Below are 24,452 nucleotides of genomic sequence, written 5' to 3'. Positions count from 1 at the left end.
TAACGCGTTCCAGTGTGGTCCGGTTGTTGAACCGGCGTCAAGTAAAGTGACGGCATGCCCGCGAACCAGGGGGAACGCGCCCGGCGCAGACTCAGCACCGAGGAGCGCCGTGAGCAGTTGCTGTCGGTGGGGGCGAAACTGTTCTCGGAGAGCCCGTACGACGACGTCTGGATCGAGCAGGTCGCCGAGATCGCGGGCGTCTCCCGAGGGCTGCTGTACCACTACTTCCCGACCAAGCGGGACTTCTTCGCCGCGGTCGTGGAGCGCGAGAGCGAGCGGATGCTGCGCATGACGGCGGCCGTGCCCGGGGTGCCGGTGCGCGACCAGCTCCTCGCCAGTCTCGACACCTATCTCGCCTACGTGCGGGCGCACGCGCACGGCTTCCGCGCCTTCCACCGCGCCGACGCGGCCGGAGACCAGGCCGTGCGGCGTGTCTACCAGCGGGCCCTCGCCGCCCAGGAGCAGCAGATCCTGGCCGCCCTCGCGGTGGACCCGGAGTTCGGGCCGGCCTTCGAGGATGCCCCCGGGGTGCGGCTCGCCGTGCGCGGCTGGCTCGCCTTCACCACCGCCGTCTGCCTGGAATGGCTGCGGGACGGCGAACCGGACCGGGAACAGGTCCGCGATCTGTGCGCCCGGGCGCTCCTCGGGGTCATCGCCTGACTCACCCCCCTCGTAGGGAGGCGTGGTTGGCGTGCGCCCGGATCTTCGGTAGGTTAGGCAAGGCTTACCTAAGGAGGCGTGGGGATGGTTGACACCCAGGACTGGGCGGCCGGGCCCGGTGCGGCTCAGCGGGCGCGGTCGGTGGCGGCGGCCGCCTGGTCGTGCGCGGTGACGGCGGACGGTGCCCGCGAGGAGTACGTGGGCGCGCATCGCGTGACCGGTGACGGCGGAGTACTGCTGGACGTGCCCGAGGACAGCGCCCTGGTCGCGGCCGCGCTGTGCGCCCCGCGCGGAGAGCCCGCCGCCGTGGTCGAGTTCGCCGACGTGGCCCCCGTACCGGTGCGCCGCCGGATCCGGTCCCGACTGTGGCTGGCCGGCTGGTTCACCCCTCTCGGCGGCTCGCTGCTGCTGCGGCCCACCCGCGTGGTGCTGTGGCAGCCGTCCGGTTCCGTGCCCGTCGGCCTCGACGAGTTCGCCGCCGCCGGGCCCGACCCGCTCGCCGGCGCAGAGGCGCGGCTGCTGACCCACCTCGCCGACGCCCACCCGGACGCCGTGGAACGGCTCACCCGGCTCGTGCGTCCCGAGAGCCTGCACGCCGCTGTCCGCGTGGTGCCGCTCGCCGTCGACCGGCACGGCCTCACCCTGCGCATCGAACGCGCCCGCACCCAGGGCGACGTACGGCTGCCGTTCCACACGCCCGCCGACGACGTCGCCCAGCTCACCGAGCGGATGCACGCACTGCTGGCCCAGGCGGGCGCCGCCGCCCGCCCCCGCGCCCTACAGTGGCAGCGCGCAGACGGCGACCGGTGACGCGAACGGCTCACCCGCCAGGCGCAGCGCGCCGCTCCCCGCGTCCACGTGGAACACGCTGACCGTGCCGGAGCGCTGGTTCGCCGCGAACAGCAGCCGGCCGTCCGGCGAGAACGCGATCTGCCGCGGGAAGTCCCCGGCCACCGGCACCGTGCCGAGCAGCCGCAGCCGGGCCCCTGCGTCCTCGACGGCGTACCGGGCGATGCTGTTGTGGCCGCGGTTGGCGAGGAACGCGTAGGAGCCGTTCGCGGTCACCAGGAACTGCGCCGGATAGTTGGTGCCCCCGGACGACCCCGTGGGCAGCGGGTCGCCGATCGTCAGGCGTCCGGTGGCCGGGTCGTAGGCGCAGACGGCGGCCGTGTCGTCCACCTCGTTGGCCAGATAGGCGTGGCGGCCGCCGGGGTGGAAGGTCAGATGGCGCGGACCCGCGCCCGGCCGGGTGTGCGCCCGGGCCACCTCGGTGAGCGTGCCCCGGTCCGCGTCGAGGCGGTAGCTGTAGACGGTGTCCGTACCGAGGTCGACGGCGAGGACATGGCCGCCGTCCGGAGCGGTGAGGAACTGGTGCGCGTGCGGGCCCTGCTGGCCGGGGCCGGGCGCCGGGGTGGTGTGGGTGACCAGATCGGTGCGTTCGCCGAGCGCGCCCGAGCCGTCGATGGGGTGCACGGCGACACTGCCCGACTGGTAGCCTGCGCTCAGCAGCCAGCGCCCGCCGGGGTGGACCGAGAGATGGCAGGGGGCCGCCCCGCCCGTGCTCCGCGCGCCCAGGACCTTGCGGTCGGCCAGGCGGACCGCGGTGACCGCGCCGTCCTCGCGCTCGTCCACCGCGTACAGCGTGCGGCCGTCCGGGTGCACCGCGAGATAGGACGGGTCGGGGACGCCGGTGAGCGTCCCCGTGCCGGTGATCCGGCCGGTCGCCGGGTCGTACTCGGCCAGCCCGACGCCGGCGCCGCCGCCCTCCGCGGAGGTGTAGGTGCCCACGTACAGCGGACGGGGACGGTCCGCCCCGTGCGACGGCGGGACCGCCGTGCGCGCACCGGCCCGCGGCGGCGGATCAACCGGCGGGGTGGGATCAACCGGCGGGGTGGGGCCGGGCGGCTCGGCCGCCGTGACGGGCACCGCCACCACGGCGGCCGCGCCCGCCATGGCCCCGACGAACCGGCGCCTGCTCCAGCCGGCCCCCGGCCCCCGGCCCCGGCCGGGCTCCGGCGAGCCGCCGCGCACCGCCCGTTCCTCCTCGTCCATGCCGCACCTCAGGTCGTCGGTCTTCCCGCTCGTCGGTCACCTTGGCGTGGATCGACCGGTGAAGGCAAGAACGGCAACGGCCGTTGCGCAGCGCGCAACCGGATCCGGGTCTACCACTCCCCGTCCTCGACCGGCTTGCCCGGCGCGTCCTTCAGCGGGGTCACCTGCCCGGGGGAGGGCTGCTGCCAGGGGTCCAGGTCGTCGCCGAGCCAGTCGCCGACCGGCTTGACGCCGGTCAGGGTGCCGGTGGGGTCCAGGTCCTCGGCGTCCTCGTCGTAGTAGTCGTACCAGGGCAGTCCCGCCCGCGTGTACGCCGCCCGGTCCACCGGCGACGGCGGGGGAGCCTCGCCGGTGATGCGGCGCCACTCGGGAGGCGTGACCAGGTGGACGAAGACCCGCCCGGCGGGCGTCTGTGACCAGTCCTTCAGCGGACGGTCGTCCCGGTAGACCTCCTGGCGCATCGAGCCGCCGACGCCCAGTCCCATCGCCGCCGCGCGCCGCGGGGGAGCGGCCCCGGCCGGGGCGGAGGGCGGCGGAAGGGCCGCGCCGGGAGCGGCCGCCATGGGGACGGGCCCGCCGCCCGGCGGGGGCGCGCCGTAGCCGACGGCCGGTCCGGCCGCCCGCAACCGCCGCCGGCGCTCCCGCTCCTCGCGTCGCCACTCGGCCAGCGCGTGCTCGTTCAGCCCGAACGCCTGGAGCTGTACGCCGCCCCACACCTCCTCGCCGGTGACCTGGCCCTCCACCGTCGCCCCGAGACCGAGCGGGACGGCGACGAACTGCCGGACCGTGCCCTTGCCGGAGTTGATGCCGTCCAGCCAGGGCTGGCGGGGCAGTACCAGGTAGTTCTGCGGCTTGCGGACCAGGTGATCGCGCCACGGCTTCCCGGACACGGCGCACACCTTGCCGACGCCCACCTGGAGGGCGGCCGGCTCCGTCGTACCGGTGAAACTCAGCCACATCGCCTCCCGCAGATACACGGGCAGCATCACACCGCCGCGCCGGCGCCACTCCGGCGGAACCCGGTCGCCGAAGTCGGCGACCCGTCGCACCGGGAACTCGCCGAGCCCCGGCGGCAGCGGATGCGTGCCCTTCTCGGGCAGTCGCAGTGTGCGGACGAACCGCACCGCCACGCCGCCCGGCAGTCTCAGTGTGTTCCCGTCGATCCGCACCTCGGTGCCGGACATCGGCCCGCCCCCCTCGCCTCGTGGTGCCGGCCCCGCCGCGGCACCTCTCACGGAGAACGCTCGCCGAACCCCGTACGGTTCCGCCACAGGTCCTCCTGCACACCGAGGCGCTCCCGCAGCCGGCTCATCCGCGGCAGCCTCGCCCGGTGCTCCCGGGACACCCGGTCCAACTCCTCCAGCAGGCGTCGGGTGCGGTGCTCGGTGTCGAGTTCGGCGATGATCCGGTTCACCTCGGTCAGCACGGCCCCCATGAGCTGCCAGTTCTCCCAGTCCTTGCCGACCTCCTCCTGGAAGAGCTCGGCGAGCCGGTCACGGGTGCCGGCCGCCGTGTGCAGCTCGGCGGTGAGACGCGCCTCCGCCGACTCGGCGTTCGCGCTCAGATCGGCGGTCACCAGGACCGCGAAGCTGACGATCGCGTCGGCGATCTCGGAGAGCAGCTGCTCCACGGTCGCGCCGGTCTCCTTCGGGAACAGATCCTCGGAGCCCCGGGCCTTGGCCAGGTCCGTGAAGGAACGGGCCAGCACCCGCAACACCACCGTGCAGATCTCCAGCGTGTCCAGGCCGGTGCGCAGCACCACCCGGTGCAGTAGGCCCTCCTTCACGCGCGGGTTGAGCCGCAGGCTGTCCTCGGCCTGCCGCAGCGAGGCGTCCACCTGGGCGATGTGCTGGTCGAGACGGCGGGCCTCGTGCAGCCGTTCGGCGGCCAGCTGCCAGGAGACGCTGCCCGCGGCCTCCTCACCCATCCGCAGCATCAGCTGCCGCACCCGGCGGGCCAGGTCCTCGATCGACTCGCCCGCCTTGTCCACCCACACGGGGGGTGGCAGCAGCAGGTTGCAGGCCATGCCCACGACCGCGCCGATCAGCGTCTCCACGATCCGGGCCCAGGCGGTGAAACCGACGGTGGTGACCCCGAGCACCAGCATGGCGCTGATCGCCACCTCGGCCACGTACTCGTCCACCCGCACCAGGTGACCCACCCCCAGCGAGGCCACGATCAGCAGCGCCAGGCTCCACCAGGTCAGGCCCACCAGCAGACTGAACGCGATGGCCACCAGCACCCCGGCGACCACCGAGTTCACCCGGCGGATGCCGTTGGTGAGGGTGGCGTAGAAGGTGACCTGGACGACCAGCAGGGCGGTCAGGGGAGAGGTCAGCGGGGCCGGTTCGGGACTCAGGCGCAGCGCGATGACGTAGGCGATCGTCGCCGCGGTGGCGGACCGCAGCGTCTGGACGATCACCGGCTCCCGGTAGCGCATCAACAGACGCTTCAGTGCCGCGGTCCACTCTCGTACGTCGTGCATCCCTTGGCCTGTTCCCGCTCCCCGGCCGGGCCGAACGTCCCTGATCGGGGAGGCGTCCTTCCGTGACTCCGGCCGGTCGCCGGCCCGGGGGGCGTCAGGCGCGGATCCGGTCGAGGAAGGCGTACAGATTGCCCGTCGCGCGGGCGATCTGCTCCTCCAGGGTCAGGCTCTCCTCGAACCGGCCTCCCGACTGCGGCACCTTCTTCCCGCGGACGTACAGCGAGCAGGCCAGATCCGTGCACATGTACACCCCGACCGAGTTCCCCTCGCGGCCCGCCGGACCCGCCTTCCGCGCCGTCATCAGGGACACACCGCCGCCGGGATGCGTCGTCAGGCAGACCGAACACAGGCTGCGGTGCAGGAGCCCGCGCCGCGCGGTCGGATAACGCAGCGCGACTCCGACGAGCCCGTCCTCCCGCTCGGCGACCAGATAGCTCCGGTCGGGCGCCCCTGGCTCCCGCCAGCCGAGAAAGTCCAGGTCGTCCCAGGGGCGTTCGCCCAGGTCCCGCGGCACCGCCAGCCGTTTGGCCTCGCCCTTGGAGCAGTTGACGAAGGAGTCGCGAATGTCCTGCTCGGTGAGCGGTCTCATCAGAAAGGTCCTTCCGGATTCCGTGTTCCGTGACGTCAACCTAGAGCCTCTAGGTTGATGGCTAGCCTAGATAGCCAAGGCGTGGGCGGGCCAGTGGATTTCCGTAGGCTGTACCGCGAAGGGTGGGTGAGCTGGGGCCCGTCGCGGCCGCGACGGCTGGCTCAGTGTGGGTGCGGCGGTTAGCTCAGTACATGAAATAAGGGTTGTCGGAAAGTCGCGTTCCGGCTGGCGCGAGAGGTATGTTGCAGGTCGGGACAGGGTTCGGAGGGAGCCACATGACGGGGCGGAACGGGCGGACGGTACGGGACCTCAGGCGGGGGAACCGCACGGCCCTGCTGCAACGGCTGTACTTCGACGGCCCGCTGAGCCGCTTCGAGCTGGGCCCGGCGACGGGGCTGAGTTCCGGCTCGGTCAGCAACGTGGTCGCGGATCTGGTCGCCGACGGTCTGGTCGAGGAGGCCGGCAGCGTCGACTCCGACGGCGGCCGCCCCCGTACGCTGCTGCGGGTCGCCCCGCACAGCGGCCAGATGATCGGCGTCGACGTCGGTGAGACCCGGGTCCGGGTCGAACTGTTCGACCTGGCGCTCACCGAACTCGCCCGCACCGAACGCCCGCTGACCCAGGACGGCTACGACGTCGACGGGATCGTCGGCCACATCCGCGACGGCATCGCCGAGGTGCTCGCGGCCCAGGAGGCCGTCCCCGAGCGGCTGCTCGGCGTCGGCGTCGGCGTCCCCGGCATCGTCGAGCACACCGCCGACCGGGGTGCCGTCGTGCACGGGCAGACCATCGGCTGGGACGCGGTGCCCCTGGAGGAACTCCTCCGCTCGACCTCCCAGCTCCCGGAGGCGGTCCGCTACTTCATAGACAACGGGGCCAAGACCCTCGGCCAGGCCGAGATGTGGTTCGGCGCCGGGCGCGGCGCCCGCAACGCGCTGGTCGTGCTCTTCGGCTCGGGCGTCGGCGCCTGCCTGGTCACCCCGGAGGTGGAGCACGGGCGGGCCGTCGAATGGGGCCATCTGACGGTACGGGTGCGCGGGCGCCGTTGCCGGTGCGGGGCGCCGGGCTGCCTGGAGGCGTACGCGGGCGCCGAGTCGCTGCTCGCCCGCTGGCGCGAGGAGGGCGGCCGGCCGCCGCAGGACGCCGACGAGGAGACCGCGCTCACCGCGATGCTCGCCGCCGCCTATCCACTGGACGGCGCCGACCCCGACCCGGTCGCGCTCGCGGTCCTGGAGGAGACCGCCGAGTACCTGGGCGCCGGGCTGTCCGACCTGATCAACCTCTTCCAGCCCGAGCGGATCCTCATCGGCGGCTGGGCCGGTCTCCAGCTCGGCACCCGCTTCCTGCCCGCAGTGCGCCGCCACGCGGCGACGTACGCCCTGCGCCACCCGGCCGACAAGGTCACCATCGAACTCGGCCGGCTCGGCCCCGACGCGGTCACCGTGGGCGCCGCGATCCTGCCGCTCGCCGACTTCTTCGCCCGCGGCGGCCGCCCGGCCGAACCGGTCACGCAGGACCGCCATCCGGCCTGGCGCGCCGCCCTGGAGGAGCGGGCGCCGCGCTAGGCCGCCGGGCCGCCGGGCCGTGGGCCCGGCCGTCAGGCGGAGGGTTCGTCCGGCTCGGGCCGCTCGTCCGTCCCGATCCCCTCGTCCGTCCGGGTCACCTCGTCCGGCCCCGTGCTTTCCTCGCCGGGCGGCTGTTCCGGGGCGTCCAACGGGTCCGCACCGGGGCCGGCCTGCTGGTCGGGCGGGTCCCGGGGGACGGGATGCTCCTCGCGCCCGGGCTCCGGCTCGGGTTCCGACTGTACGGTCATGGGTCTCCTTCCCTCTCGCGTCGGCCGCGGTTCAGCCGACCTTCCGTCCGCGCATCGGTTCGGTCTCCATGCCGGCGCCCTGCTGCAGCCCGTCCAGGAACTCCCGCAGGACCTCCTCGGCCGTGTGGCGCGGGTGCCAGCCCAACTCGGTGCGGGCCCGGGAGGAGTCCATCAGCGGCAGCCGCAGGACCGCGTCGAACAGGTGCGGGGAGGCCGGGACCAGCCGCAGCCCCCAGGCCGCGGCGAGCGCCGACCGGGCGGCGGCCCGGGGCAGCCGGACCGGACGGGTGCCGAGCATCTCGCCCAGCATCGAGGCGTCCACCGGCGGGTCGGCGGCGAGGTTGAAGGCGCCCCGGGCGGCCTCCGAGTGCACCGCGAGCCGGTAGGCCTCGGCGGCGTCGTCCGTGTGCAGCACCTGCATCCGCAGCCCCGGCACGTCCGGCAGGAACGGCAGCATCTCGGGCCGGGCCAGCGGGCCCGGCAGGAAACGTCCGCCGAAGATCCGCCGCTGCTCGCTCGCCGACTCCCGCTTGAACAGGAAACCCGGCCGCATCCGGACCACCCGGACCTCGGGGTGGTCGCGCTCGAAGATGTCCAGGGTGCGCTCCAGATACGCCTTCTCCCGGCAGTACGCGGCGTCCGGCCAGCCGTGCGTCGGCCATGACTCGTCCACCGCGTGGTCCTTCGGGCCCGGCGAGTACGCGCCCACGGAGGAGGCGTGCACCAGCACCGGCACCCGGGCCGCGGCGACCGCCTCGAACACCCGGTTGCTGCCCAGCACGTTGGTCCGCCAGGTGGTCGCCGGATCGTGCGTCGGCTGGAACGCCCAGGCCAGATGGATGACGGCGTCGGCGCCCTCGAACCGCTCGGCCAGGTTGGCCGTCTCGGAGGCGAGATCGACCGCCGACCACTCCGTCTTCGGCGGGGACCACACCGGCGTCCGTCGAGCGATCCCCCGGACCGACTTGATCCCCGGATCGTCCGACAGCACGCGCACCACGCTGGTACCGACATTGCCGGTGGCGCCCGTCACCACGACCCTGCTGCCCGCTGCGCTGGTCACCTTCGGCTCCTTCCGCGGAGACTTCGGCGGACCCGCCGGGTACCCGGCGGCCCGGCGCGCACACGGCGGAGGCACGAGAAAGCCCCGGCCGTGACGGGGGAGACACGGCCGGGGCGGCTTGTGGTGGGCGCGGATGGCGGTCGCCTCTCGGCGAAACGCTCCACAGGGCTTCAGCCGGACGATCGTCCCTGTGGGCAAAAGGTGAGGCCCGGGGACACTGTCCCATCCGCACCCACGGCTGGTTCAACGGGCGACCACCCCGTGGTGTTCCGGCGGTCCACCATGACCTGCGTCACTCCTGCGGCACTCCTGCGCGGCTCAGGCCAGCGGGCTGCCGGCCAGCCGGGCGAGCAGGTCGGCGGGATCGTCGTACACCGCCTCGGCCCCCGCCTCCTCCAGGTCGGCCCGCGGGATCCCGCCGCACAGCAGGCCCACGCAGCGCACCCCGGCCTTGGCGCCGGCCCGCATGTCCCACACGGTGTCCCCGACGAACACCGCCCGGGACGCGTCCACCCCGGCCAGCTCCAGCGCGCGCTCCACCGGCTCCGGAGCCGGTTTGCCCCGTGCCACGTCATCGGCGCTCGCGGTGCCCGCGATGGCCTCGTCCGCGTCGATCGCCCGGCGCAGCGCGCCCAGCTCGGCGCCGCTCGCGGAGGTGGCCAGCACCACCCGCCGGCCGTCCCCGTGCAGCCGCCGCAGCAGCTCACCGGCCTTCGGCAGGGCGGGCAGCCGGTCGAAGTACTGGCCGTACAGGGCCTTGTGCGCGGCACTCAGCCCGGCGTCCTGATCCTCGTCCCGGCCGTCGCCGAGCAGATGTGCGATCAGATCGGTGGAACCGAGGCCCACGGCCCGGTGCACGGCGTGCATGGGCACGTCGTGCCCCGCCTGCCGGAAGGCCTCCCACCAGGTCACGACATGCAGATGATTGGTGTCGACGAGGGTCCCGTCCACGTCGAACACGGCGGCGCGGTCCATCCGGCGGATTCCTTTCTCTCGGCCGTCTCCGGGTACCACGTCAGGAGCCCGCCACACGTGCCGGTACGCGGCCCTCACGCGTCCAGACCAGCAGTTCCCCGGCCGGCCAGGTGTTCACCACCCGCCCGGCCGGCACCCCGCACTCCTCGGCGCGGGCGCAGCCGAGGATCTGCCAGTCGAGCTGTCCGGGTGCGTGCGCGTCGGTGTCGATCGCGAACAGCGTGCCGGCGGCCACCGCACGGCGCAGCAGCCGCCGGGGCGGGTCCAGCCGCTCGGGCCGGCTGTTGATCTCCACGGCCGTACCGGACTCGGCGCAGGCCGCGAAGACCGCGTCCGCGTCGAACTCCGACTCGGGCCGGCCGCGCCCGGTGACCAGCCGTCCGGTGCAGTGGCCGAGCACGTCCGCGTGCGGATCGCGGACCGCGGCCACCATCCGGCGGGTCATCGAGCGGGCGTCCATCCGCAGCTTGGAGTGGACCGACACCACCACGACGTCCAGCCGCTCCAGCAGTTCGGGCTCCTGGTCCAGCGAGCCGTCCTCCAGGATGTCGCACTCGATCCCGGTGAGCAGCCGGAAGGGCGCCCACCGCGCGTTGAGCTCCGCCACCACCGCGAGCTGCTCGCGCAGCCGTTCGGGCGACAGACCCCGGGCCACGGTCAGCCGGGGGGAGTGGTCGGTCAGCACCGTCCACTCATGACCCAGCCGGGCCGCCGTCAGCCCCATCTCCTCGATCGGGCTGCCGCCGTCCGACCAGTCCGAGTGCGTATGGCAGTCACCGCGCAGCAGCGCCCGCAGCTCCGCCCCGGGGCCGTCCTCGTCCGGCGCGCCGGCCTCCTCCTCCAGCTTGCGCAGATAGCCGGGCTCCTCCCCGGCCAGCGCCTCCCGGGCCACCTGCGCGGTCTTCGGGCCGACCCCCTTCAGCGCCTCCAGCGTCCCGGCCGCCGCCCGCTCGGCGACCTCTCCGTCCGGCAGCGCCGACAGCACGCGGGCGGCGGTCCGGAAGGCTTTGACCCGGTACGTGGGAGCCAGCGACCGCTCCAGCAGGAAGGCGATCCGGTCCAGCGCCGCGACGGGATCCATGCGCACACCACCTCCAGCTCGGCGAAGCCCCTCCAGGGTTCCCCGGACGGGCCCGCCCCGCACGTCACCGGCTGCCTGGGCCCCGCCCCGGCCTCCCCGGCGGTTTGTCCGCGCGGCACCCCGGGTACTGCGGAGTCCCGTCGACCGCCCGCCCGCGAGGAGGCCCGCCATGTCCGCTTCCGCCGACACCCGCAGGGTGGCCGTGATCACCGGCTCGGACTCCGGCATCGGCCGCGCCACCGCCGTGCGCCTGGCCGAGGCGGGGCTCGATATCGGCATCACCTGGCACAGCGACGAGAAGGGCGCCGAGGAGACCGCGCGGGAGGTCCGGGAGAAGGGCCGCCGGGCGGCCGTCGCCCGGCTCGACCTCACCGAACTCCCCGGTGCCGCGGACACCGTGGACGAGCTGTGCGCCGAACTCGGCCGCCTCGACGTGCTGGTCAACAACGCCGGTACGGGCACCATGACGCCCTTCCTCGACCTCGGCCTCGACGACGTGCGCCGGGTGCTCGACGTGGACCTCGTCGGGCCCTTCCTGTGCGGGCAGAAGGCGGCCCGGCACATGATCGCGCAGGGCGGCGGCGGCCGGATCGTCAACGTCACCTCCGTCCACGAGCACCAGCCCAGGGTGGGCGCGGCGCCGTACTGCGCGGCCAAGGGCGGGCTCGGGCTGCTCACCCAGGTGATGGCCCTGGAACTGGCCGAGCACGGCATCACGGTGAACGCGGTGGCGCCCGGCGAGATCGCCACCCCGATGACCGGCCAGGAGGACACCGACGTGCGCACCGAGCGCCGCCCCGGCGTCCCCCTCGGACGGCCCGGCGACGCCCGCGAGGTCGCCGCCGTGATCGCGTTCCTCGCGGGCCCGGACGCCTCCTACGTCACCGGCGCCTCCTGGATCGTCGACGGCGGAATGCTGCGCATGGGACCACAGGCCGGCTCCCACCTGACCGGCGACGACTGGCGACGGCCCTGAGGGCACGGTGAGACTGCGCACCGGCTCCTGCGACCGGCCGGGCTTCACCCGGGTCCGCGCCGGCCGCGGCTTCCGCTACCGGGACGAGTCGGGCGCGCCCCTGACCGACCCCGCCCAGCGCGCCCGGCTCCGGGACCTCACCATCCCGCCGGCCTGGCGGGACGTGTGGATCTGCCCCTGGCCCAACGGCCACCTCCAGGCCGTCGGCACCGACGCCGCCGGACGCCGCCAGTACCTGTACCACGAGCAGTTCGGGGCCGAGCAGGACAGGGCCAAGCACGAGCACGTGCGCCGCGTCGCGCGCGCCCTGCCCGAGCTGCGCGACCAGGTCTCCGCCGACCTCGCCGGACGCGGACTGAGCCGTCCCCGGGTCACCGCCTGCGCCGTCCGCCTGCTCGACCTCGGCTTCTTCCGCGTCGGCAGCGACCGGCACACCCGTACCAGCGAGACCTACGGCCTGACGACCATGCTCCGCGAGCACGTGAGCTGCGGCCGCGGCGAGATCGCCTTCAGCTTTCCCGCCAAGGGCGGCACCGAGACGGTCCGCGCCCTGGTCGACGACCAGGCGCACGCCGTGACGCGCGCCCTGCTGCGCCGTCCGCGCGGCGGCGACCGCTTCCTCGCCTTCCACGACCACGGCGCCTGGCACGACCTGCACAGCGACGACCTCACGAGGCGCTGCGCCGGCTCTCCGGCACCGACGTGACCGCGAAGGACTTCCGCACCTGGCACGCCACCGTGCTCGCCGCCGTCGCGCTGGCCGTCACCGCCGGCGGCGCCCGCTCCAGCGAGAGCGCCCGGCATCGGCAGACGGCGCGCGCGGTCCGGGAGGTCAGCCACTACCTCGGCAACACCCCCGCGGTCTGCCGGGCCTCCTACATCGACCCCAGGGTCTTCGAGCTGTTCGAAGAGGGCGTGACGATCGCCCCGGCGCTGAGCCGGCTGGGGGAGCATGGGGACTTCGGGCGCCCCGCCACCCAGGGAGCCGTCGAGGCGGCGGTCCTCGGTCTCCTGGACGGCGCACACGGATGAGCCGTCGGCCCGCGAGGCGTTCTAGGCTCTGTTGCATGACCGAACAAGGAGTTCCGCACATCTCCCACCCACGGATCCTGGTACTCGGTGTGTGCCCGGGCAGGCACGGCGGGCCGCCCTTCCGGATCATGGAGATCGACGGTGAGGTCATCGGGGAGGCCAGGACCGTCACCGACGTACTGGAGGCCGCCGCGTCCCACGGGCTGCCGATCCACGATCTGGACGACCCGGACTCCATCCGGTGGGTGGGCGGCGACAAGTACACCTGGACCCTGCACCACCGCCCGTAGCGGTGCCGCCGCCGGCGCCCGATCCGGACAGCCCCTTACCGGTATCCCGTTCACCCATCGGCCGCACACCCGCCGGGCCCGCCCCTGCGACCCGCTGGACCTGCTGCGCGGCCTCGTCCGCTTCGGGCCCGGCTACCACCTCAGCGGGGCCGTCGCGGAGATACAGCGTGCCCGCGCCGGCCCCCGGTACGGCCGGGCTCAGCCCACCGTCCACTTCTGGTTGGCGCCGCCCGTGCACGTCCAGATCTGCAGCCGGGTGCCGTTGGCCGAGTTGTTCCCGCTCACGTCCAGGCACTTGTTCGCCTGGGGATTGACGATGTCGCGGGCCGCCGGAAGGGCCCACTTCTGGGCGGCACTGCCGTTGCAGTCCCACAGCTGGACCGGCGTGCCGTCGGCGGTGCCACCGCCGGCGACGTCCAGGCACTTGCCGAGCGCCCTGATCGTGCCGTCCGAACCCACCGTCCACTGCTGGGCCGCCGTGCCGTTGCAGTCGTAGAGCTGCACCGGGGTGCCGTTGGCGGTGTTCGCGGCGGCCACGTCCACGCACTTGCCCGCCAGGCCCCGGATCGGGACACCGGCCGCGCTGTTGCTCGTCGTCACCGACACCGAGTCCACCACCAGTTGCGCCGGAAACGGGGTGGAGCCGTCCGGGTCACCGGGCCAGTACCCGCCGACCGCCAGGTTCAGGATCAGGAAGAACGGCTTGTTGAACACCCAGGTCTTCCCGCCCAGGTCGGCGGGCGTGCGGCGCTGGTAGACGTTGCCGTCCACCGACCAGGTGATCGAGTCGGGCGCCCAGTCGACGGCGAAGGTGTGGAAGGCGTCCGCGAAGGCCTGGCCGCCCGGCAGGGTGTAGCCGGCGCCGATGCCGCCCGAGCCGGAGTAGCCGGGGCCGTGGATCGTGCCGTGCACGGTGGAGGGTTCAAAACCGACGTTCTCCATCACGTCGATCTCACCCGAGTCCGGCCAGTTCACCGGCGTGCCGAGCATCCAGAACGCGGGCCACATGCCCTGTCCCCGCGGAATCTTCATCCGGGCCTCGACATGGCCGTACTGCGCGTTGAACTTGCCCGAGGTGTTCAGCCGGGCCGAGGTGTACTGGCAACTGCCGTACCAGCACTGGTAACCCGCCGGATTCTCCTTCCGGGCCGTGATGACCAGGTGCCCCTGGCCGTCCAGGGCCGCGTTCTTCGTGCCGGAGGTGTAGTACTGGCGCTCGTGGTTGTTGACGTTGTCACCCGTCTCCAGCGTCCACTTCGAGGAGTCGACGCCCGAGCCGGCGGCTCCGTCGAAGTTGTCGGAGAAGGCCGAGACGGCAGCGGCGGCCGCGGCCGCCGGGGCGGTGCCCTGCGCGTGGGCCGGACCGACGGCGGCCGAGCCGACCAGCGCGGCGGAGAGGGCGGCGAGCAGACATCTGCGGAGCAGGCGTGGGGAGGGCATGTCTCTCCATTCGGCGTGGGGGGGGTGAGATGCCCTCTTGATTCAAGGCGTGAGATAAGAACGGGTCAATACTCTGGTCCGGACCAGTTTCTGACGCTCACTCACTTTCCGTCGTCCTCACCCGGCGGTGCACCGACCGTCCGAGCCGGCGGCCCAGCAGCAGCCAACCCAGCAGAGCGCCGGTGGTGTTGAGGATGACGTCGTCGATGTCGAAGGCCCGCCCGGTGACCAGCGCGCCCTGGAACAGCTCCACCACCAGCATCACCAGAGCCGTGAGTATCAGCACCTGGAACACTCCCCGGGCGCGCGGCGCCAGGACCGGGACCAGCACGCCGAACGGCACGCCGAGGAGTACGTTCCCCCCGATCTGCTTGACCGTGTCCCGCCACTGCGCGTACTCCAGATAGGCCGACAGCGACCTTCCGGGGTGCAGATTGCTGTGCGTCAGCGACACCGACGCCGGGGACGGCTGCAGCGTGAGCCGGGCCAGTACGACCGCGAAGGCCACCATGAACGCGAAGGCGACCAGCATCGCCAGCAGCCGCCACGGGAGCGCGAGTGCGTGCGGTGCGGCCGCCGGCCGGGTCCGGGCGGGCCGTTCCCGCTTCTTCGGTGTACGCAGTGCGGCGGGCAGGCGTAGCGCGGTCCGGGCCATTCGGTCACTCTCCTGGAATAGTCAACGTCCCCGTTTCACAGCGCGGTTACCCCTGAACCGGCGCGGAATGCCGTCGTCCGGACGGCAGCCGGAGCGCGTCGGCGGTTTCCGTTCACGCCTCCGGGGCACTCCGGCCCGGCACCCGCGTGCCGCCCGCCCTCCGAGGGCCGCGCGGTGCTTGGATGCCCCGAGCGGCGTATCGCCATGAAACGCCGCACAACCCCCTGCGGACGGACCGAGGAGGCGGCGATGACCGGGCGCACGGCCCAGCGGACCACGACCCGTACGGTCCTGCTCACCCTGGGCGAGCTGCTGGCCTGGTGGACCGCCCTAGCCCTGCTGTGGCTGGTGTTCATCACCTCGGTCGACACCCTGGAGCGGATCATCGGCGCGAGTGCCGCGGCGGCGGGCGCGCTGCTGGCCCGGGCCGGTCGTCGGGCGGTGACCTGGCGGTGAACGGCTGGATCCTGGCGGCGGCCGTCGTGCTGGCCGGGGGAGGGGCGGCCGTCCTGTGGGGTGTGACCTCCGGCCCGCTGTCCCGCCGGGTCGTGGCGCAGAACCTGACCACCTCCGTGGCCTGCCCGGCCCTGCTGCTGCTTGCCCAGGGCTACGACCGCCCCGCCTACGTCGACCTCGCCCTGCTGATGGCCCTCCTGGGCCCGGTCGGCACCCTCGTCTTCGCCCGCCTGCTGGCCGAAGACCTGGCGGGCGACCGGCCGGGTGCCCGGGGAGCGACCTGGGCGGCGGCCGCACTCGGCGCGGTGGTCGTGGTGGCCGTGTGCGTGGCCGCCGGGCCGGGCCGGGCCATGGTGAAACTGCTGGTGACCGGTGCCCTGCTGATCGGCGGGAACATCGTCGCCTCCCGCGCGCTGTCGGGCGGGTTCGAGGGGGTGCGCGGTGGCTGACACGGTGCCGGGCGGCCGTACGGGAGGTACGGCATGGCCGACGCGGTGATCGTCGTGGCGCTGCTCCTGGTGGCCGGTTCCGCCACCGCCGCGGTGGCGGTGCGCGACCCGGCGCGGCAGGCCCTGGTGCTGTCCGTGCTCGGTGTCGCGCTGGCCGTGCTGTTCACCGTGCTCCAGGCGCCGGACGTCGGTCTGTCGCAACTGGCCGTGGGCTCCGCGATCACCCCGCTGCTGATCATGCTGTCGGTGCGCAAGGTCCGCCGGCGCGGCCGCTCCGGGGACGAGACCCGGTGAGCCGCCGGCTGCGGCTGTGGCTGCTCGCCGTGGGCGGCGCCGGGACGGCCGCCCTGCTGGTGGCCGCCGGTCTGGACCTGCCCTCCTTCGGCGGCCCGAGCCACCCCTACGGCGACCGGGCCGTCCGGGCCTCGCTCGCCCGGCACACCGCGAACACCATCGCCTCCGTCAACTTCGACCAGCGGGCCTACGACACGCTCGGCGAGATGAGCATCCTGTTCGCCGCCGTCCTGGGCTGCGTGGTGCTCCTGCGGCAGGCCCGCGACGAGCACCGCGCGGAGCCGGAGCCCGCCGAGGTGGCCCGGCCCGTCCGCCGCTACGCGCTGATCGTGCTGCCCGTCGCCCTCGTCACCGGCATCTACGTCGTCGCGCACGGCCAGCTCAGCCCCGGCGGCGGCTTCCAGGGCGGGGTCGTCGCCGCGACCGCGCTGCACCTGCTCTACCTGGGCGCCGACTACCACGCCCTGGAGCGGGTCCGCCCTCTCGGTCTCTTCGAGGCCTCCGACGCCCTCGCCGTCTGCGCCTATCTGGTGCTGGGCCTCGCCGGCGTCCTCGCGGGCACCGCCTTCCTGGCCAACACACTGCTGCCGTACGGGACGTTCAACACGCTGGCGTCCGGCGGCATCGTCCCGCTGCTGAACGCGGCCGTCGGCGTGGAGGTGGCCAGTGCGGTGGTCGTGCTGCTCGCCGGGTTCCTGGACCAGGCCGTCGAGATCGAGGAGGAACAGGGGAGTTGAGAGCGCCGTGATGCACGTGCTGCCCTACCTGGTCGCCGCCTGGATCTTCCTGGCCGGCTGCTACGGCCTGGCCACCAGCCGCGATCTGATCCACGCGGTCGGCTGCCTGGCCGTGTGCCAGTCGGCCACGTACGTCCTGCTGCTGGCGGTGGGCTACCGCGACGGGGCCACCGCGCCCGTCTTCTCCGACCTGAAACCGGGCTCACGGCCGGTCGTCGACCCGGTCGTGCAGGCCCTCACCCTCACCGACATCGTCGTCGGCGCCACCGTCACCGCCATGCTGCTCGCCCTGGTCCTGCAGATCGCCAAGCGGCACGGCACGGTCGACCCCGACGAACTCAGAGAGCTGCGCGGCTGATGCACCATCTGCTCCCGCTGCTGGTCGCGGTGCCGCTGCTCGGCGCGGCGCTGCTCGTGGCCATGGGCCGCTTCCTGCCCCGGCCCGCCGCCGAGATCACCGGCTGCGTGGTCTCCGGCGGCACGGCCGCGCTCGCCCTGGTCCTGCTGCCGAACTCCTCGCCGCCGCTGGTGGAGTGGGCCGGCGGATGGCGTCCCACCGGCGCCGGCAGCGTCGGGATCGCGCTGGTGGGCGACGGTCCCGCGCTCGGCATGGCCGCGCTGGCCTCGCTGCTCACCCTGGCGGCCCTCGCCTACTCCTGGCGGTACTTCGACGAACCGCCGCGCGGCCACGCCGGCTCCTTCCCGGCGCTGATGCTCGTCTTCCAGGGCGCGATGTGCGGCTTCGCGATCGCGGGCGACCTGTTCAACGCCTTCGTCTTCTTCGAGCTGATGAGCGTGGTCGCGTACGCGCTGACCGGCTACCGGATCGACGAGGCGAAGGCGGTGCAGGGCGCGCTGACCTTCGGAGTGGTCAACTCCCTGGGGGCGTACGCGCTGCTGATGGGCATCGGACTGCTGTACGCCCGCACCGGCGAGCTGTCCATGACGAGGATCGGCCGCGGTCTCGACGCGCACGGCCCACCGGACGGCCTGGTCCTCGCCGCCTTCGTGCTGGTGCTCACCGGGCTGCTGGTGAAGGCGGCCGCCGTACCGTTCCACTTCTGGCTCCCGGACGCGCACGCGGTCGCTCCGACCCCGGTGTGCATGCTGCTGTCCGGCGTCATGGTCGAACTCGGCTCGTACGGCGTCTGGCGGGTGTACGGCACCGTCTTCGCCGGACCCGGCGGCATCCCCGCCGCGGGGCTGACCCGCGCCCTGGTCACGCTGGGCACGCTCACCGCCGTGACCGGCGCCGTCATGTGCTGGTACCAGCGGCACATCAAACGCCTGCTGGCCTACTCGACGGTCGCGCACACCGGCCTGTTCCTGATCGGTCTCGGCGTGCTCACCCCCGAGGGCGACGACGGGATCGCGCTGTACATCCTCGGCCACGCCGGTGTGAAGGCCGCGCTGTTCGCCTGCGCCGGCGCCCTGCTCGACCGGTACGGCAGCGTCGACGAGCACGCCCTGCACGGCAGGGCCCGGGAGCTCGGCGCCTTCGCGGTGATGTTCGCCGTCGGCGGCCTCGCCCTCGCCGGTCTGCCGCCGTTCGGCACGGCGCTCGGCAAGGCGATCGCCGAGGAGGCGGTGGGCGGCCCGCTCACCGTATTGTTCGTGGGCGCGTCCGCGGTCACCGGCGCGGCCGTCCTGCGGGTCACCGCCCGGGTGTTCCTCGGTCTGGGGCCGCGCCCGCGGGACGCCGAGTACGAGACCAGCGGCTCGGACGAGCGGCCCGAGACCGGCGGCATCCTGCGGCGTGTCCCGGACAGCATGACCGCGGTGCCCGCCGTGCTGCTCACCGCCGCGTTCGCCGCGGGAATCGCCCCGGGCTTCGGTGAACTGGTGGCCCGGTCCGTCAACGAGGCCGGCTCCGGCGGCGCCCACGCGTCCGCGCACTGGACGCTCGCCGGTGTCCTGCTGGGCCTGCTCTCGGCGCTGCTCGCCGTGGCCCTCGCCGCGTACGCCGTGGCCCGGCCGGGCCGGGCGGGTGCCCCCGACCGGGCCCTGCCCCTGCGCCGGCTGCAGTCGGGCCACGTCGGCGACTACGTGGCCTGGCTGCTGGTGGGCGCCACCGCACTCGGGGCGCTGGCCCTGCCGGGGATGCTGGGCGGCTGAGGTCAGGCCCCGTAGGACACGTGCACCTCCTTGAACCCGAGGGAGCGCAGCAGCCCCCGCAGCATCTCGGTGGTGTTGGACTCGGCGCGCGCGGTCAGCCCGCTGTCCTTCGCGGCGTCGCCGATGTGCCGTACGGCGAGCTTCTGCACCGCCTGTTCGCCGTTGGGATTGTCCGAGAACAGATCGCCGAGCCGGTCGAGCAGACCGCGCTGCTTGGACACGGCGTAAGAGCGGTCCGGGTCCAGCGCCGGCCTGCCGAGGCGCGCGTGCGGCAGCCGGAGCCTGGCCGTCGTCCGGTCGCCGTCGACCGACACGTCCTTGTCCCCGACCGCGCCGAGGTCCACATAGGCGTCCACGGTGCCCGCGCCGACGTACAGGGTGCGGGTGCCGCGGACCGCGTCGGGCAGGAACTTCGCGTCCTTCTCCAGGTCCACGACCACCTGGAAGTTGCCGGAGGCGGCGTCGTAACGGCTCATGTCCTGGATGGACTTCAGGAGCGCGGGGCCGCTCCGGTCGTGCGTCTCGGTGCCGAAAAGGTCCTTGATGCCCGGGAGTACGGCCAGCCGGATGCCCGCGAACAGCACCACCAGCACCAGCACGAACGCGGTCACCACCTTGGCCCAGCCGGGCATGCGCCGGGGCAGGCGTCTGACGTAAGTCGTCATGGCGACCCTCCTTCCTGCTGACACTGATGCCCGCCAAACGCGGGACCAGACCGCGCGGTTGGCCGGACGGCGGCGCCGGACCGTGGCCGGGACGGGCGCGCCCGGCGCACCGCTGCCCGGGGCGGGGGAGCGCCGCCAGTAGCATGACGGCGCAGCCCGTGCTGATCATGCGAGGAGCGGATCGTGCGAGACATCGCCGTCTTCAGTGGCAGTGCCCATGTCGAGCTGGCCGAGGAGGTCTGTGCCCACCTCGGCGTGCCGCTCAGCCCGACCCGGGTCAGCCGGTTCGCCAACGACTGTCTGGAGGTGCAGCTCCAGGCCAACTGCCGGGAGCGGGACGTCTTCCTGATCCAGCCGCTGGTCCGGCCGGTGCAGGAACACCTGGTGGAACTGCTGATGATGTGCGACGCCGCCCGGGGCGCCTCCGCGGCCCGGATCACCGTCGTCATGCCGCACTACTCCTACGCCCGCTCCGACAAGAAGGACGCGCCCCGCATCTCCCTGGGCGGTCGGCTGGTCGCCGACCTGCTGGTGGCCGCGGGCGCGAGCCGGGTGCTCGCCATGACCCTGCACGCCCCCCAGGTGCACGGCTTCTTCTCGGTGCCGGTGGATCACCTGCACGCCCTGCGCGAACTGGCCGAGCACTTCGGGCGTCACGACCTGACACGCACCACTGTCGTCTCCCCGGACCTCGGCAACGCCAAGGAGGCCGCCGCCTTCGCCCGGCTGATCGGCGCCCAGGTGGCGGCCGGCGCCAAGCAGCGGTTCGCGGACGACCGGGTGAGCATCAGCTCCGTCATCGGCGAGGTGAGCGACCGGGACGTCATCGTCCTGGACGACGAGATCGCCAAGGGCAGCACCGTGCTCGAACTCCTGGAGAAGCTGCGGGAGATGGGGCCACGCTCGATCCGGGTGGCGTGCACGCACGGGCTGTTCGCGGCCGGGGCCCTCAAGCGGCTGAGCGAGCAGCCGGACGTGCTGGAGATCGTCTGCACCAACACCGTGCCGGTCCCGGCGGACGAGCACACCGACAAGCTCCGCGTCCTGACGATCGCGCCGGCCCTCGCCGAGGCCGTGCGCCGCATCCACAACGGTGAGTCCGTCAGCGCCCTCTTCGAGGAGCCGCGCGGCGCCTGACGCTCACAGGGAGCCGGACGCGGCCTCGGACTGCTCCAGGGCGGCGTCCAGCGTCGGCTGCGGCGGCAGCAGCCGGGACAGGCCGGTGACCCGCAGCACCCGGAGGGTCAGCGGATGGGTGCACACCAGGTGCAGCCGTCCGCCCCGCTCCAGCACCCGGCCGCGCGCCCGGTACAGCAGCCGCAGCCCGGAGCAGTCGAAGAAGTCGACGGCGCGCAGGTCGATCACGATCCGGGCGCCGGGCAGACCGGTCGCCAGGTCCAGCGCGGGCACGATCTCGGCCGCCGCCGCGATGTCGATCTCACCGCGGAACTCCAGCACGGTGTGCCCGCGGTCCTCACGCACGCGCAGATGCCGGGAGCGTGGCGTGGGCTCCTGTCGCACGACGGCACCACCTCCCACCCGCGCCCGGAAAAGCATGTACCTCGACCGTCAAGTTACCCTCGATAGAAGGAATTTGAGCATGTTCGATTGACATATGTCTTCGGGTTTCACGCGTGTCGTTCTGTGGCGTGGGTGACAAAGCGGCGGCGGCACGGGAGCGCGGGCCCACGGCGGCCGGGCCCGCGCTCACCCTCCTGCCCAGGTCAGTCCACCAGCAGGACCAGCTTGCCCGTCGTCCGTCCGGTGTCACCCAGCTCGTGCGCCTTGGCGGCCTCCGCGAGCGGGAAGGTCCCCGCGATCGTGGCGCGCAGCCGGCCCGACGCCGCCAGCTCCGCCACGGTGTTCATCCCGGACCGGTCGGCGTCCACCAGCATCCGCACCGCCCGCACCCCGAGCCGCTCGGCCTCCTCGTGGAACTCCCGCGAGCCGACCGGCAGGATCGACACCACGACGCCGCCCGGCCGCAGCACCCGCAGCGACCGTACGGAGATGTCCCCGCCGAGGGTGTCCAGGACGACGTCGACGTCCCGCACCGCCTCGGTGAAGTCGGTGGAGCGGTAGTCGATCGCCTCGTCGACGCCGGTCTCCCGCAGGAAGTCGTGCTTCCCGGCGCTCGCGGTGCCGATCACGTACGCGCCGCGCTCCTTGGCGATCTGCACGGCCACGTGCCCCACCCCGCCGGCCGCGGCGTGGACCAGCACCCGCTGCCCGGGCCGCACGTCGGCGTGCTCGGTCAGGGCCTGCCAGGCGGTCAGCGACACCAGCGGGAGCGCGCCCGCCTGGACGTGGTCGACCGAGGCCGGCTTGTGCGTCAGGGCGCGGGCCGGGACGGTGACGTACTCGGCGTGCGAGCCGTGGCCGAAGGGGTAGGGCAGCATGCCGAAGACCTCGTCGCCGGGCCGGAAGGCGGCCACGCCGATCCCGGTCTCCGCGACCTCGCCGGAGACGTCCCAGCCGAGGACGAACGGCGGCTCGCCCAGGAACCCGCCGGTCGCCCGGTGCTTCCAGTCGGTCGGGTTGACCCCGGCGGCCCGCACCCGGACCAGCACCTCGTTCGGCCGCGGCACGGGCCGCTCCACCCGGACCTCCTTCAGGACCTCGGGACCGCCGAGGACGTCCTGGCCGATGGCGCGCATCGTGTTCACATCGCTCATGGTCACCCAGCCTGCCGCGCGGCGGGCATCCGGGAAATGGCACGATGGCCAAGCTCCGATAGGATCGTGCCATGCGTGGCACGGCGAGTCCGGAACGGGTGGCGGTCCTGGCCCTCGACGGCGTCTACCCCTTCGAACTGGGCATCCCGAGCCGGATCCTCGGCGCCGCCGGCGGCCGCTACGAGGTGCTGACCTGCAGCGTCGACGGGCAACCGGTGCGCAGCAGCGCGGACTTCACGATCGGCGTGGAACACGGCCCCGAACTGCTGGAGACGGCGGACACGGTGGTGGTCCCCTCCGTGCTCCCCGCCCGCCTCCCCACCGGGCTGCCGGAGCCCGTCGCCGCCGCCCTCGCCCGGATCCGCCCCGACGCGCGGATCGTCTCCATATGCACCGCGGCCTTCGTGCTGGCGGAGGCCGGACTCCTCGACGGCCGCAGGGCCACCACCCACTGGCACCTCGCCGACCTGTTCCGCCACAGGTACCCGAGGGTCGAGCTGGACCCGGACGTGCTGTTCGTCGAGGACGGCCGGATCCTGACCTCGGCCGGGGCCGCCGCCGGCGTCGACATCTGCCTGCACCTCGTCCGCAGCGACCACGGCAGCGCGCTGGCCAACTTCGTCGCCCGCTGCTGTGTCGTCCCGCCGTTCCGGGAGGGCGGCCAGGCCCAGTACATCGAGCGGCCGGTCCCGGAGAACGGCTCCTCCGGCACGGCCGCCACCCGTGTCTGGGCCCTGGAACGGCTGGCCGAGCCGCTCACCCTGGCCGAGCTGGCCCAGCACGCCCGGATGAGCCTGCGCACCTTCGCCCGCCGCTTCCGCGACGAGGTCGGGATCAGCCCGGGCCGCTGGCTCATCCAGCAGCGCGTCGTCCGCGCCCGGCACCTGCTGGAGTCCAGCGACCTGCCCGTGGACCGGATCGCCGCCGAGGTCGGCTTCGCCACCGGCGCCTCGCTGCGCCAGCACCTGCACGCCTCCATCGGGGTCTCCCCGCAGGCCTACCGGCGGACGTTCCAGAAGGCCCGCTGAACGTTCCGCGCCCGCCCGCCGTCCAAGGAGCGGAGAACGGCAGGCGGGAACAGGACAGGGGTGGGACATGCGCGCGGGACTGGTGGCGGTGGCGGTGCTGGCGTTCGTGGCGGCGGTGGGATGCGACGACGGCACCGGAGTACGGGTGGTGGTCCGCGGCACACCCCCGGCCTCCCCGTACGTCGGGCCGCTCCACGTGGCCACCCGGGACACGGACGAGTCCGGTCCGCGGGCGCTGCGGCAGGCCTCCGGGGCGGCCGGCCGGGCGCTGGAGTGCGACGGGGAGATCTACGACGGCGGCGGACCCGACGGCTGGAGCAGGGCCGACGGCGGTGACACGCCCGAGGGCGGGCTGAGGCTCTACTTCGACCTGTTCGAGCCCGAGCAGCCCGGCCACGGCTACCGTGTGGAGCGCGCGGAGGCCGACCGGGTGCTGTACTCCTTCGACGTCCACGGGCGCACCAAGGTGGCCGTCGTGGTGGCCAAGGACCAGCCCGGCCGCCCGGGCTGGGGCCCGGAGACCAACGCCTCCTGCGACCCCGCCGAACTCCCCGCCCGATACACGGAGGCCGCGGGGGTGGAGGTGTGGACGGACCGTGACGGCGGGCGCGTACCGGTGCGCAAGCTCAGCGGCTGGACCGGACCCGAGCACTGCGACTGGCAGTCGGCCCGCTTCCTCGACCTGGACGGCCGCACCTACGCCCGTGACCCCGAGGGCGTGCTCGTCCGCGACGGCCTGCTCCGGGCGCCGTACCGCGCGCACGCGCCGCTGCCGGCGACGGCCCGTGACACCGGGTACCACTACCGCGGACTGCGGCTGTGGCTGACGCCCGACCGGAACACCGCCTACATCCGCACCGCCACCGGAACGGAGGCCTGGCCGCAGCCGAAGAGCCCCATCGCCTGCAAGTGACGGTCCAGC

General features: G+C 73.6%; 27 protein-coding genes and 1 pseudogene. 15 read left to right on the top strand and 13 right to left on the bottom strand.

Annotation, left to right across the window (positions count from 1 at the left end; translation table 11 throughout):
• Window positions 1–54: 54 nt before the first annotated feature.
• On the top strand, window positions 55–660 hold the full coding sequence (locus ABZ478_RS18985) for a TetR/AcrR family transcriptional regulator (protein WP_359550758.1): 606 nt from the start codon (window positions 55–57) through the stop codon (window positions 658–660).
• A gap of 84 nt (window positions 661–744) precedes the next feature.
• On the top strand, window positions 745–1,470 hold the full coding sequence (locus ABZ478_RS18980) for a DUF2470 domain-containing protein (protein ID WP_359550756.1): 726 nt from the start codon (window positions 745–747) through the stop codon (window positions 1,468–1,470).
• On the opposite strand, the gene ABZ478_RS18975 is transcribed toward ABZ478_RS18980, so the two are convergent.
• The 4 genes from ABZ478_RS18975 to ABZ478_RS18960 form a co-directional block, all read right to left on the bottom strand.
• Window positions 1,438–2,613 (bottom strand): lactonase family protein, encoded by a 1,176-nt coding sequence (locus ABZ478_RS18975; protein WP_359550871.1) that lies wholly within the window; start codon window positions 2,611–2,613, stop codon window positions 1,438–1,440. The two genes, ABZ478_RS18980 and ABZ478_RS18975, sit on opposite strands and share 33 nt — an antisense overlap.
• A 209-nt stretch (window positions 2,614–2,822) precedes the next feature.
• Window positions 2,823–3,896 (bottom strand): hypothetical protein, encoded by a 1,074-nt coding sequence (locus ABZ478_RS18970; RefSeq protein ID WP_359550753.1) that lies wholly within the window; start codon window positions 3,894–3,896, stop codon window positions 2,823–2,825.
• 47 nt (window positions 3,897–3,943) lie between these two features.
• Entirely contained in the window at window positions 3,944–5,197 is a 1,254-nt protein-coding gene (locus ABZ478_RS18965; protein WP_359550751.1) for an aromatic acid exporter family protein, read from the bottom strand.
• Between the two features lie 94 nt (window positions 5,198–5,291).
• Complete coding sequence (locus tag ABZ478_RS18960; RefSeq protein ID WP_359550750.1) at window positions 5,292–5,786, bottom strand: FBP domain-containing protein; 495 nt, start codon at window positions 5,784–5,786, stop codon at window positions 5,292–5,294.
• Window positions 5,787–6,061: 275 nt separating this feature from the next.
• Between ABZ478_RS18960 and ABZ478_RS18955 the strand changes: the two genes are divergently transcribed.
• Window positions 6,062–7,351, top strand: a complete 1,290-nt coding sequence (locus ABZ478_RS18955) for an ROK family protein (protein WP_359550747.1) — start codon at window positions 6,062–6,064, stop codon at window positions 7,349–7,351.
• A 32-nt stretch (window positions 7,352–7,383) separates the two neighbouring features.
• Here the strand turns inward: ABZ478_RS18955 and ABZ478_RS18950 are convergent, their stop codons facing one another.
• From ABZ478_RS18950 to ABZ478_RS18935, 4 genes are all read right to left on the bottom strand, one after another.
• The gene (locus ABZ478_RS18950) at window positions 7,384–7,599 is read right to left on the bottom strand and encodes a hypothetical protein (protein WP_359550744.1); all 216 of its coding nucleotides are present in this window, start codon (window positions 7,597–7,599) and stop codon (window positions 7,384–7,386) included.
• 31 nt (window positions 7,600–7,630) lie between these two features.
• Entirely contained in the window at window positions 7,631–8,662 is a 1,032-nt protein-coding gene (locus ABZ478_RS18945) for an SDR family oxidoreductase (RefSeq protein WP_359550741.1), read from the bottom strand.
• Window positions 8,663–8,980: 318 nt separating this feature from the next.
• Window positions 8,981–9,637 carry an HAD family hydrolase gene (locus tag ABZ478_RS18940; protein ID WP_359550739.1) on the bottom strand — a complete coding sequence of 219 codons (657 nt, stop codon included), beginning with the start codon at window positions 9,635–9,637 and terminating at the stop codon, window positions 8,981–8,983.
• A gap of 40 nt (window positions 9,638–9,677) precedes the next feature.
• Window positions 9,678–10,718 (bottom strand): PHP domain-containing protein, encoded by a 1,041-nt coding sequence (locus ABZ478_RS18935; RefSeq protein ID WP_359550736.1) that lies wholly within the window; start codon window positions 10,716–10,718, stop codon window positions 9,678–9,680.
• Window positions 10,719–10,887: 169 nt separating this feature from the next.
• On the opposite strand from ABZ478_RS18935, the gene ABZ478_RS18930 reads away from it, so the two are divergent.
• The 3 genes and pseudogenes from ABZ478_RS18930 (at window position 10,888) to ABZ478_RS18920 (ending at window position 13,016) form a co-directional block, all read left to right on the top strand.
• Window positions 10,888–11,694 (top strand): SDR family oxidoreductase, encoded by an 807-nt coding sequence (locus tag ABZ478_RS18930; protein WP_359550734.1) that lies wholly within the window; start codon window positions 10,888–10,890, stop codon window positions 11,692–11,694.
• Window positions 11,695–11,701: 7 nt separating this feature from the next.
• Window positions 11,702–12,726, top strand: a pseudogene (locus ABZ478_RS18925) (DNA topoisomerase IB).
• Window positions 12,727–12,761: 35 nt separating this feature from the next.
• Window positions 12,762–13,016 (top strand): hypothetical protein, encoded by a 255-nt coding sequence (locus ABZ478_RS18920; protein WP_359550731.1) that lies wholly within the window; start codon window positions 12,762–12,764, stop codon window positions 13,014–13,016.
• A 198-nt stretch (window positions 13,017–13,214) separates the two neighbouring features.
• Here ABZ478_RS18920 and ABZ478_RS18915 read toward each other — a convergent pair whose 3' ends face one another.
• A complete protein-coding gene (locus ABZ478_RS18915; protein ID WP_359550729.1) occupies window positions 13,215–14,456 on the bottom strand; it encodes a family 16 glycosylhydrolase in 1,242 nt (413 codons plus the stop codon).
• Window positions 14,457–14,553: 97 nt separating this feature from the next.
• On the bottom strand, window positions 14,554–15,111 hold the full coding sequence (locus tag ABZ478_RS18910) for a VanZ family protein (protein ID WP_359550727.1): 558 nt from the start codon (window positions 15,109–15,111) through the stop codon (window positions 14,554–14,556).
• 249 nt (window positions 15,112–15,360) lie between these two features.
• Here ABZ478_RS18910 and ABZ478_RS18905 point away from each other — a divergent pair, with 249 nt between their 5' ends.
• From ABZ478_RS18905 to ABZ478_RS18880, 6 genes are read left to right on the top strand one after another with little or no spacing between them, the layout of a single operon-like run.
• On the top strand, window positions 15,361–15,567 hold the full coding sequence (locus ABZ478_RS18905) for a hypothetical protein (protein ID WP_359550724.1): 207 nt from the start codon (window positions 15,361–15,363) through the stop codon (window positions 15,565–15,567).
• Window positions 15,564–16,016, top strand: a complete 453-nt coding sequence (locus tag ABZ478_RS18900) for a monovalent cation/H+ antiporter complex subunit F (RefSeq protein ID WP_359550722.1) — start codon at window positions 15,564–15,566, stop codon at window positions 16,014–16,016. Before ABZ478_RS18905 ends, ABZ478_RS18900 begins: the two co-directional genes overlap by 4 nt.
• 33 nt (window positions 16,017–16,049) lie before the next feature.
• Entirely contained in the window at window positions 16,050–16,310 is a 261-nt protein-coding gene (locus ABZ478_RS18895) for a hydrogenase subunit MbhD domain-containing protein (RefSeq protein ID WP_358933191.1), read from the top strand.
• Window positions 16,307–17,047, top strand: a complete 741-nt coding sequence (locus ABZ478_RS18890) for an MnhB domain-containing protein (RefSeq protein ID WP_359550719.1) — start codon at window positions 16,307–16,309, stop codon at window positions 17,045–17,047. The genes ABZ478_RS18895 and ABZ478_RS18890 overlap by 4 nt, the downstream gene beginning before the upstream one ends.
• A gap of 10 nt (window positions 17,048–17,057) precedes the next feature.
• The gene (locus tag ABZ478_RS18885) at window positions 17,058–17,405 is read left to right on the top strand and encodes a sodium:proton antiporter (RefSeq protein ID WP_358933371.1); all 348 of its coding nucleotides are present in this window, start codon (window positions 17,058–17,060) and stop codon (window positions 17,403–17,405) included.
• Window positions 17,405–19,162, top strand: a complete 1,758-nt coding sequence (locus ABZ478_RS18880) for a complex I subunit 5 family protein (protein ID WP_359550716.1) — start codon at window positions 17,405–17,407, stop codon at window positions 19,160–19,162. The genes ABZ478_RS18885 and ABZ478_RS18880 overlap by 1 nt, the downstream gene beginning before the upstream one ends.
• A 2-nt stretch (window positions 19,163–19,164) precedes the next feature.
• Here the strand turns inward: ABZ478_RS18880 and ABZ478_RS18875 are convergent, their stop codons facing one another.
• The gene (locus tag ABZ478_RS18875; RefSeq protein WP_359550714.1) at window positions 19,165–19,827 is read right to left on the bottom strand and encodes a DUF4230 domain-containing protein; all 663 of its coding nucleotides are present in this window, start codon (window positions 19,825–19,827) and stop codon (window positions 19,165–19,167) included.
• 183 nt (window positions 19,828–20,010) lie between these two features.
• Here ABZ478_RS18875 and ABZ478_RS18870 point away from each other — a divergent pair, with 183 nt between their 5' ends.
• Window positions 20,011–20,964, top strand: a complete 954-nt coding sequence (locus ABZ478_RS18870) for a ribose-phosphate pyrophosphokinase (protein WP_359550712.1) — start codon at window positions 20,011–20,013, stop codon at window positions 20,962–20,964.
• Between the two features lie 3 nt (window positions 20,965–20,967).
• Here ABZ478_RS18870 and ABZ478_RS18865 read toward each other — a convergent pair whose 3' ends face one another.
• Both ABZ478_RS18865 and ABZ478_RS18860 read right to left on the bottom strand, forming a co-directional pair.
• The gene (locus ABZ478_RS18865) at window positions 20,968–21,384 is read right to left on the bottom strand and encodes an anti-sigma factor antagonist (RefSeq protein ID WP_359550710.1); all 417 of its coding nucleotides are present in this window, start codon (window positions 21,382–21,384) and stop codon (window positions 20,968–20,970) included.
• A gap of 167 nt (window positions 21,385–21,551) precedes the next feature.
• Window positions 21,552–22,502, bottom strand: a complete 951-nt coding sequence (locus ABZ478_RS18860) for an NADP-dependent oxidoreductase (protein WP_359550707.1) — start codon at window positions 22,500–22,502, stop codon at window positions 21,552–21,554.
• 71 nt (window positions 22,503–22,573) lie between these two features.
• On the opposite strand from ABZ478_RS18860, the gene ABZ478_RS18855 reads away from it, so the two are divergent.
• Window positions 22,574–23,530, top strand: coding sequence for a helix-turn-helix domain-containing protein (locus ABZ478_RS18855; RefSeq protein WP_359550705.1), 957 nt, complete (start codon window positions 22,574–22,576; stop codon window positions 23,528–23,530).
• A 67-nt stretch (window positions 23,531–23,597) separates the two neighbouring features.
• Entirely contained in the window at window positions 23,598–24,443 is an 846-nt protein-coding gene (locus ABZ478_RS18850; RefSeq protein WP_359550702.1) for a hypothetical protein, read from the top strand.
• The last annotated feature ends 9 nt before the right edge of the window (window positions 24,444–24,452 follow it).

The organism is Streptomyces sp. NPDC005706 (genome assembly GCF_040631045.1).
Lineage (GTDB): Bacteria > Actinomycetota > Actinomycetes > Streptomycetales > Streptomycetaceae > Streptomyces.
This window is presented reverse-complemented; position numbering and strand designations above follow the sequence as displayed.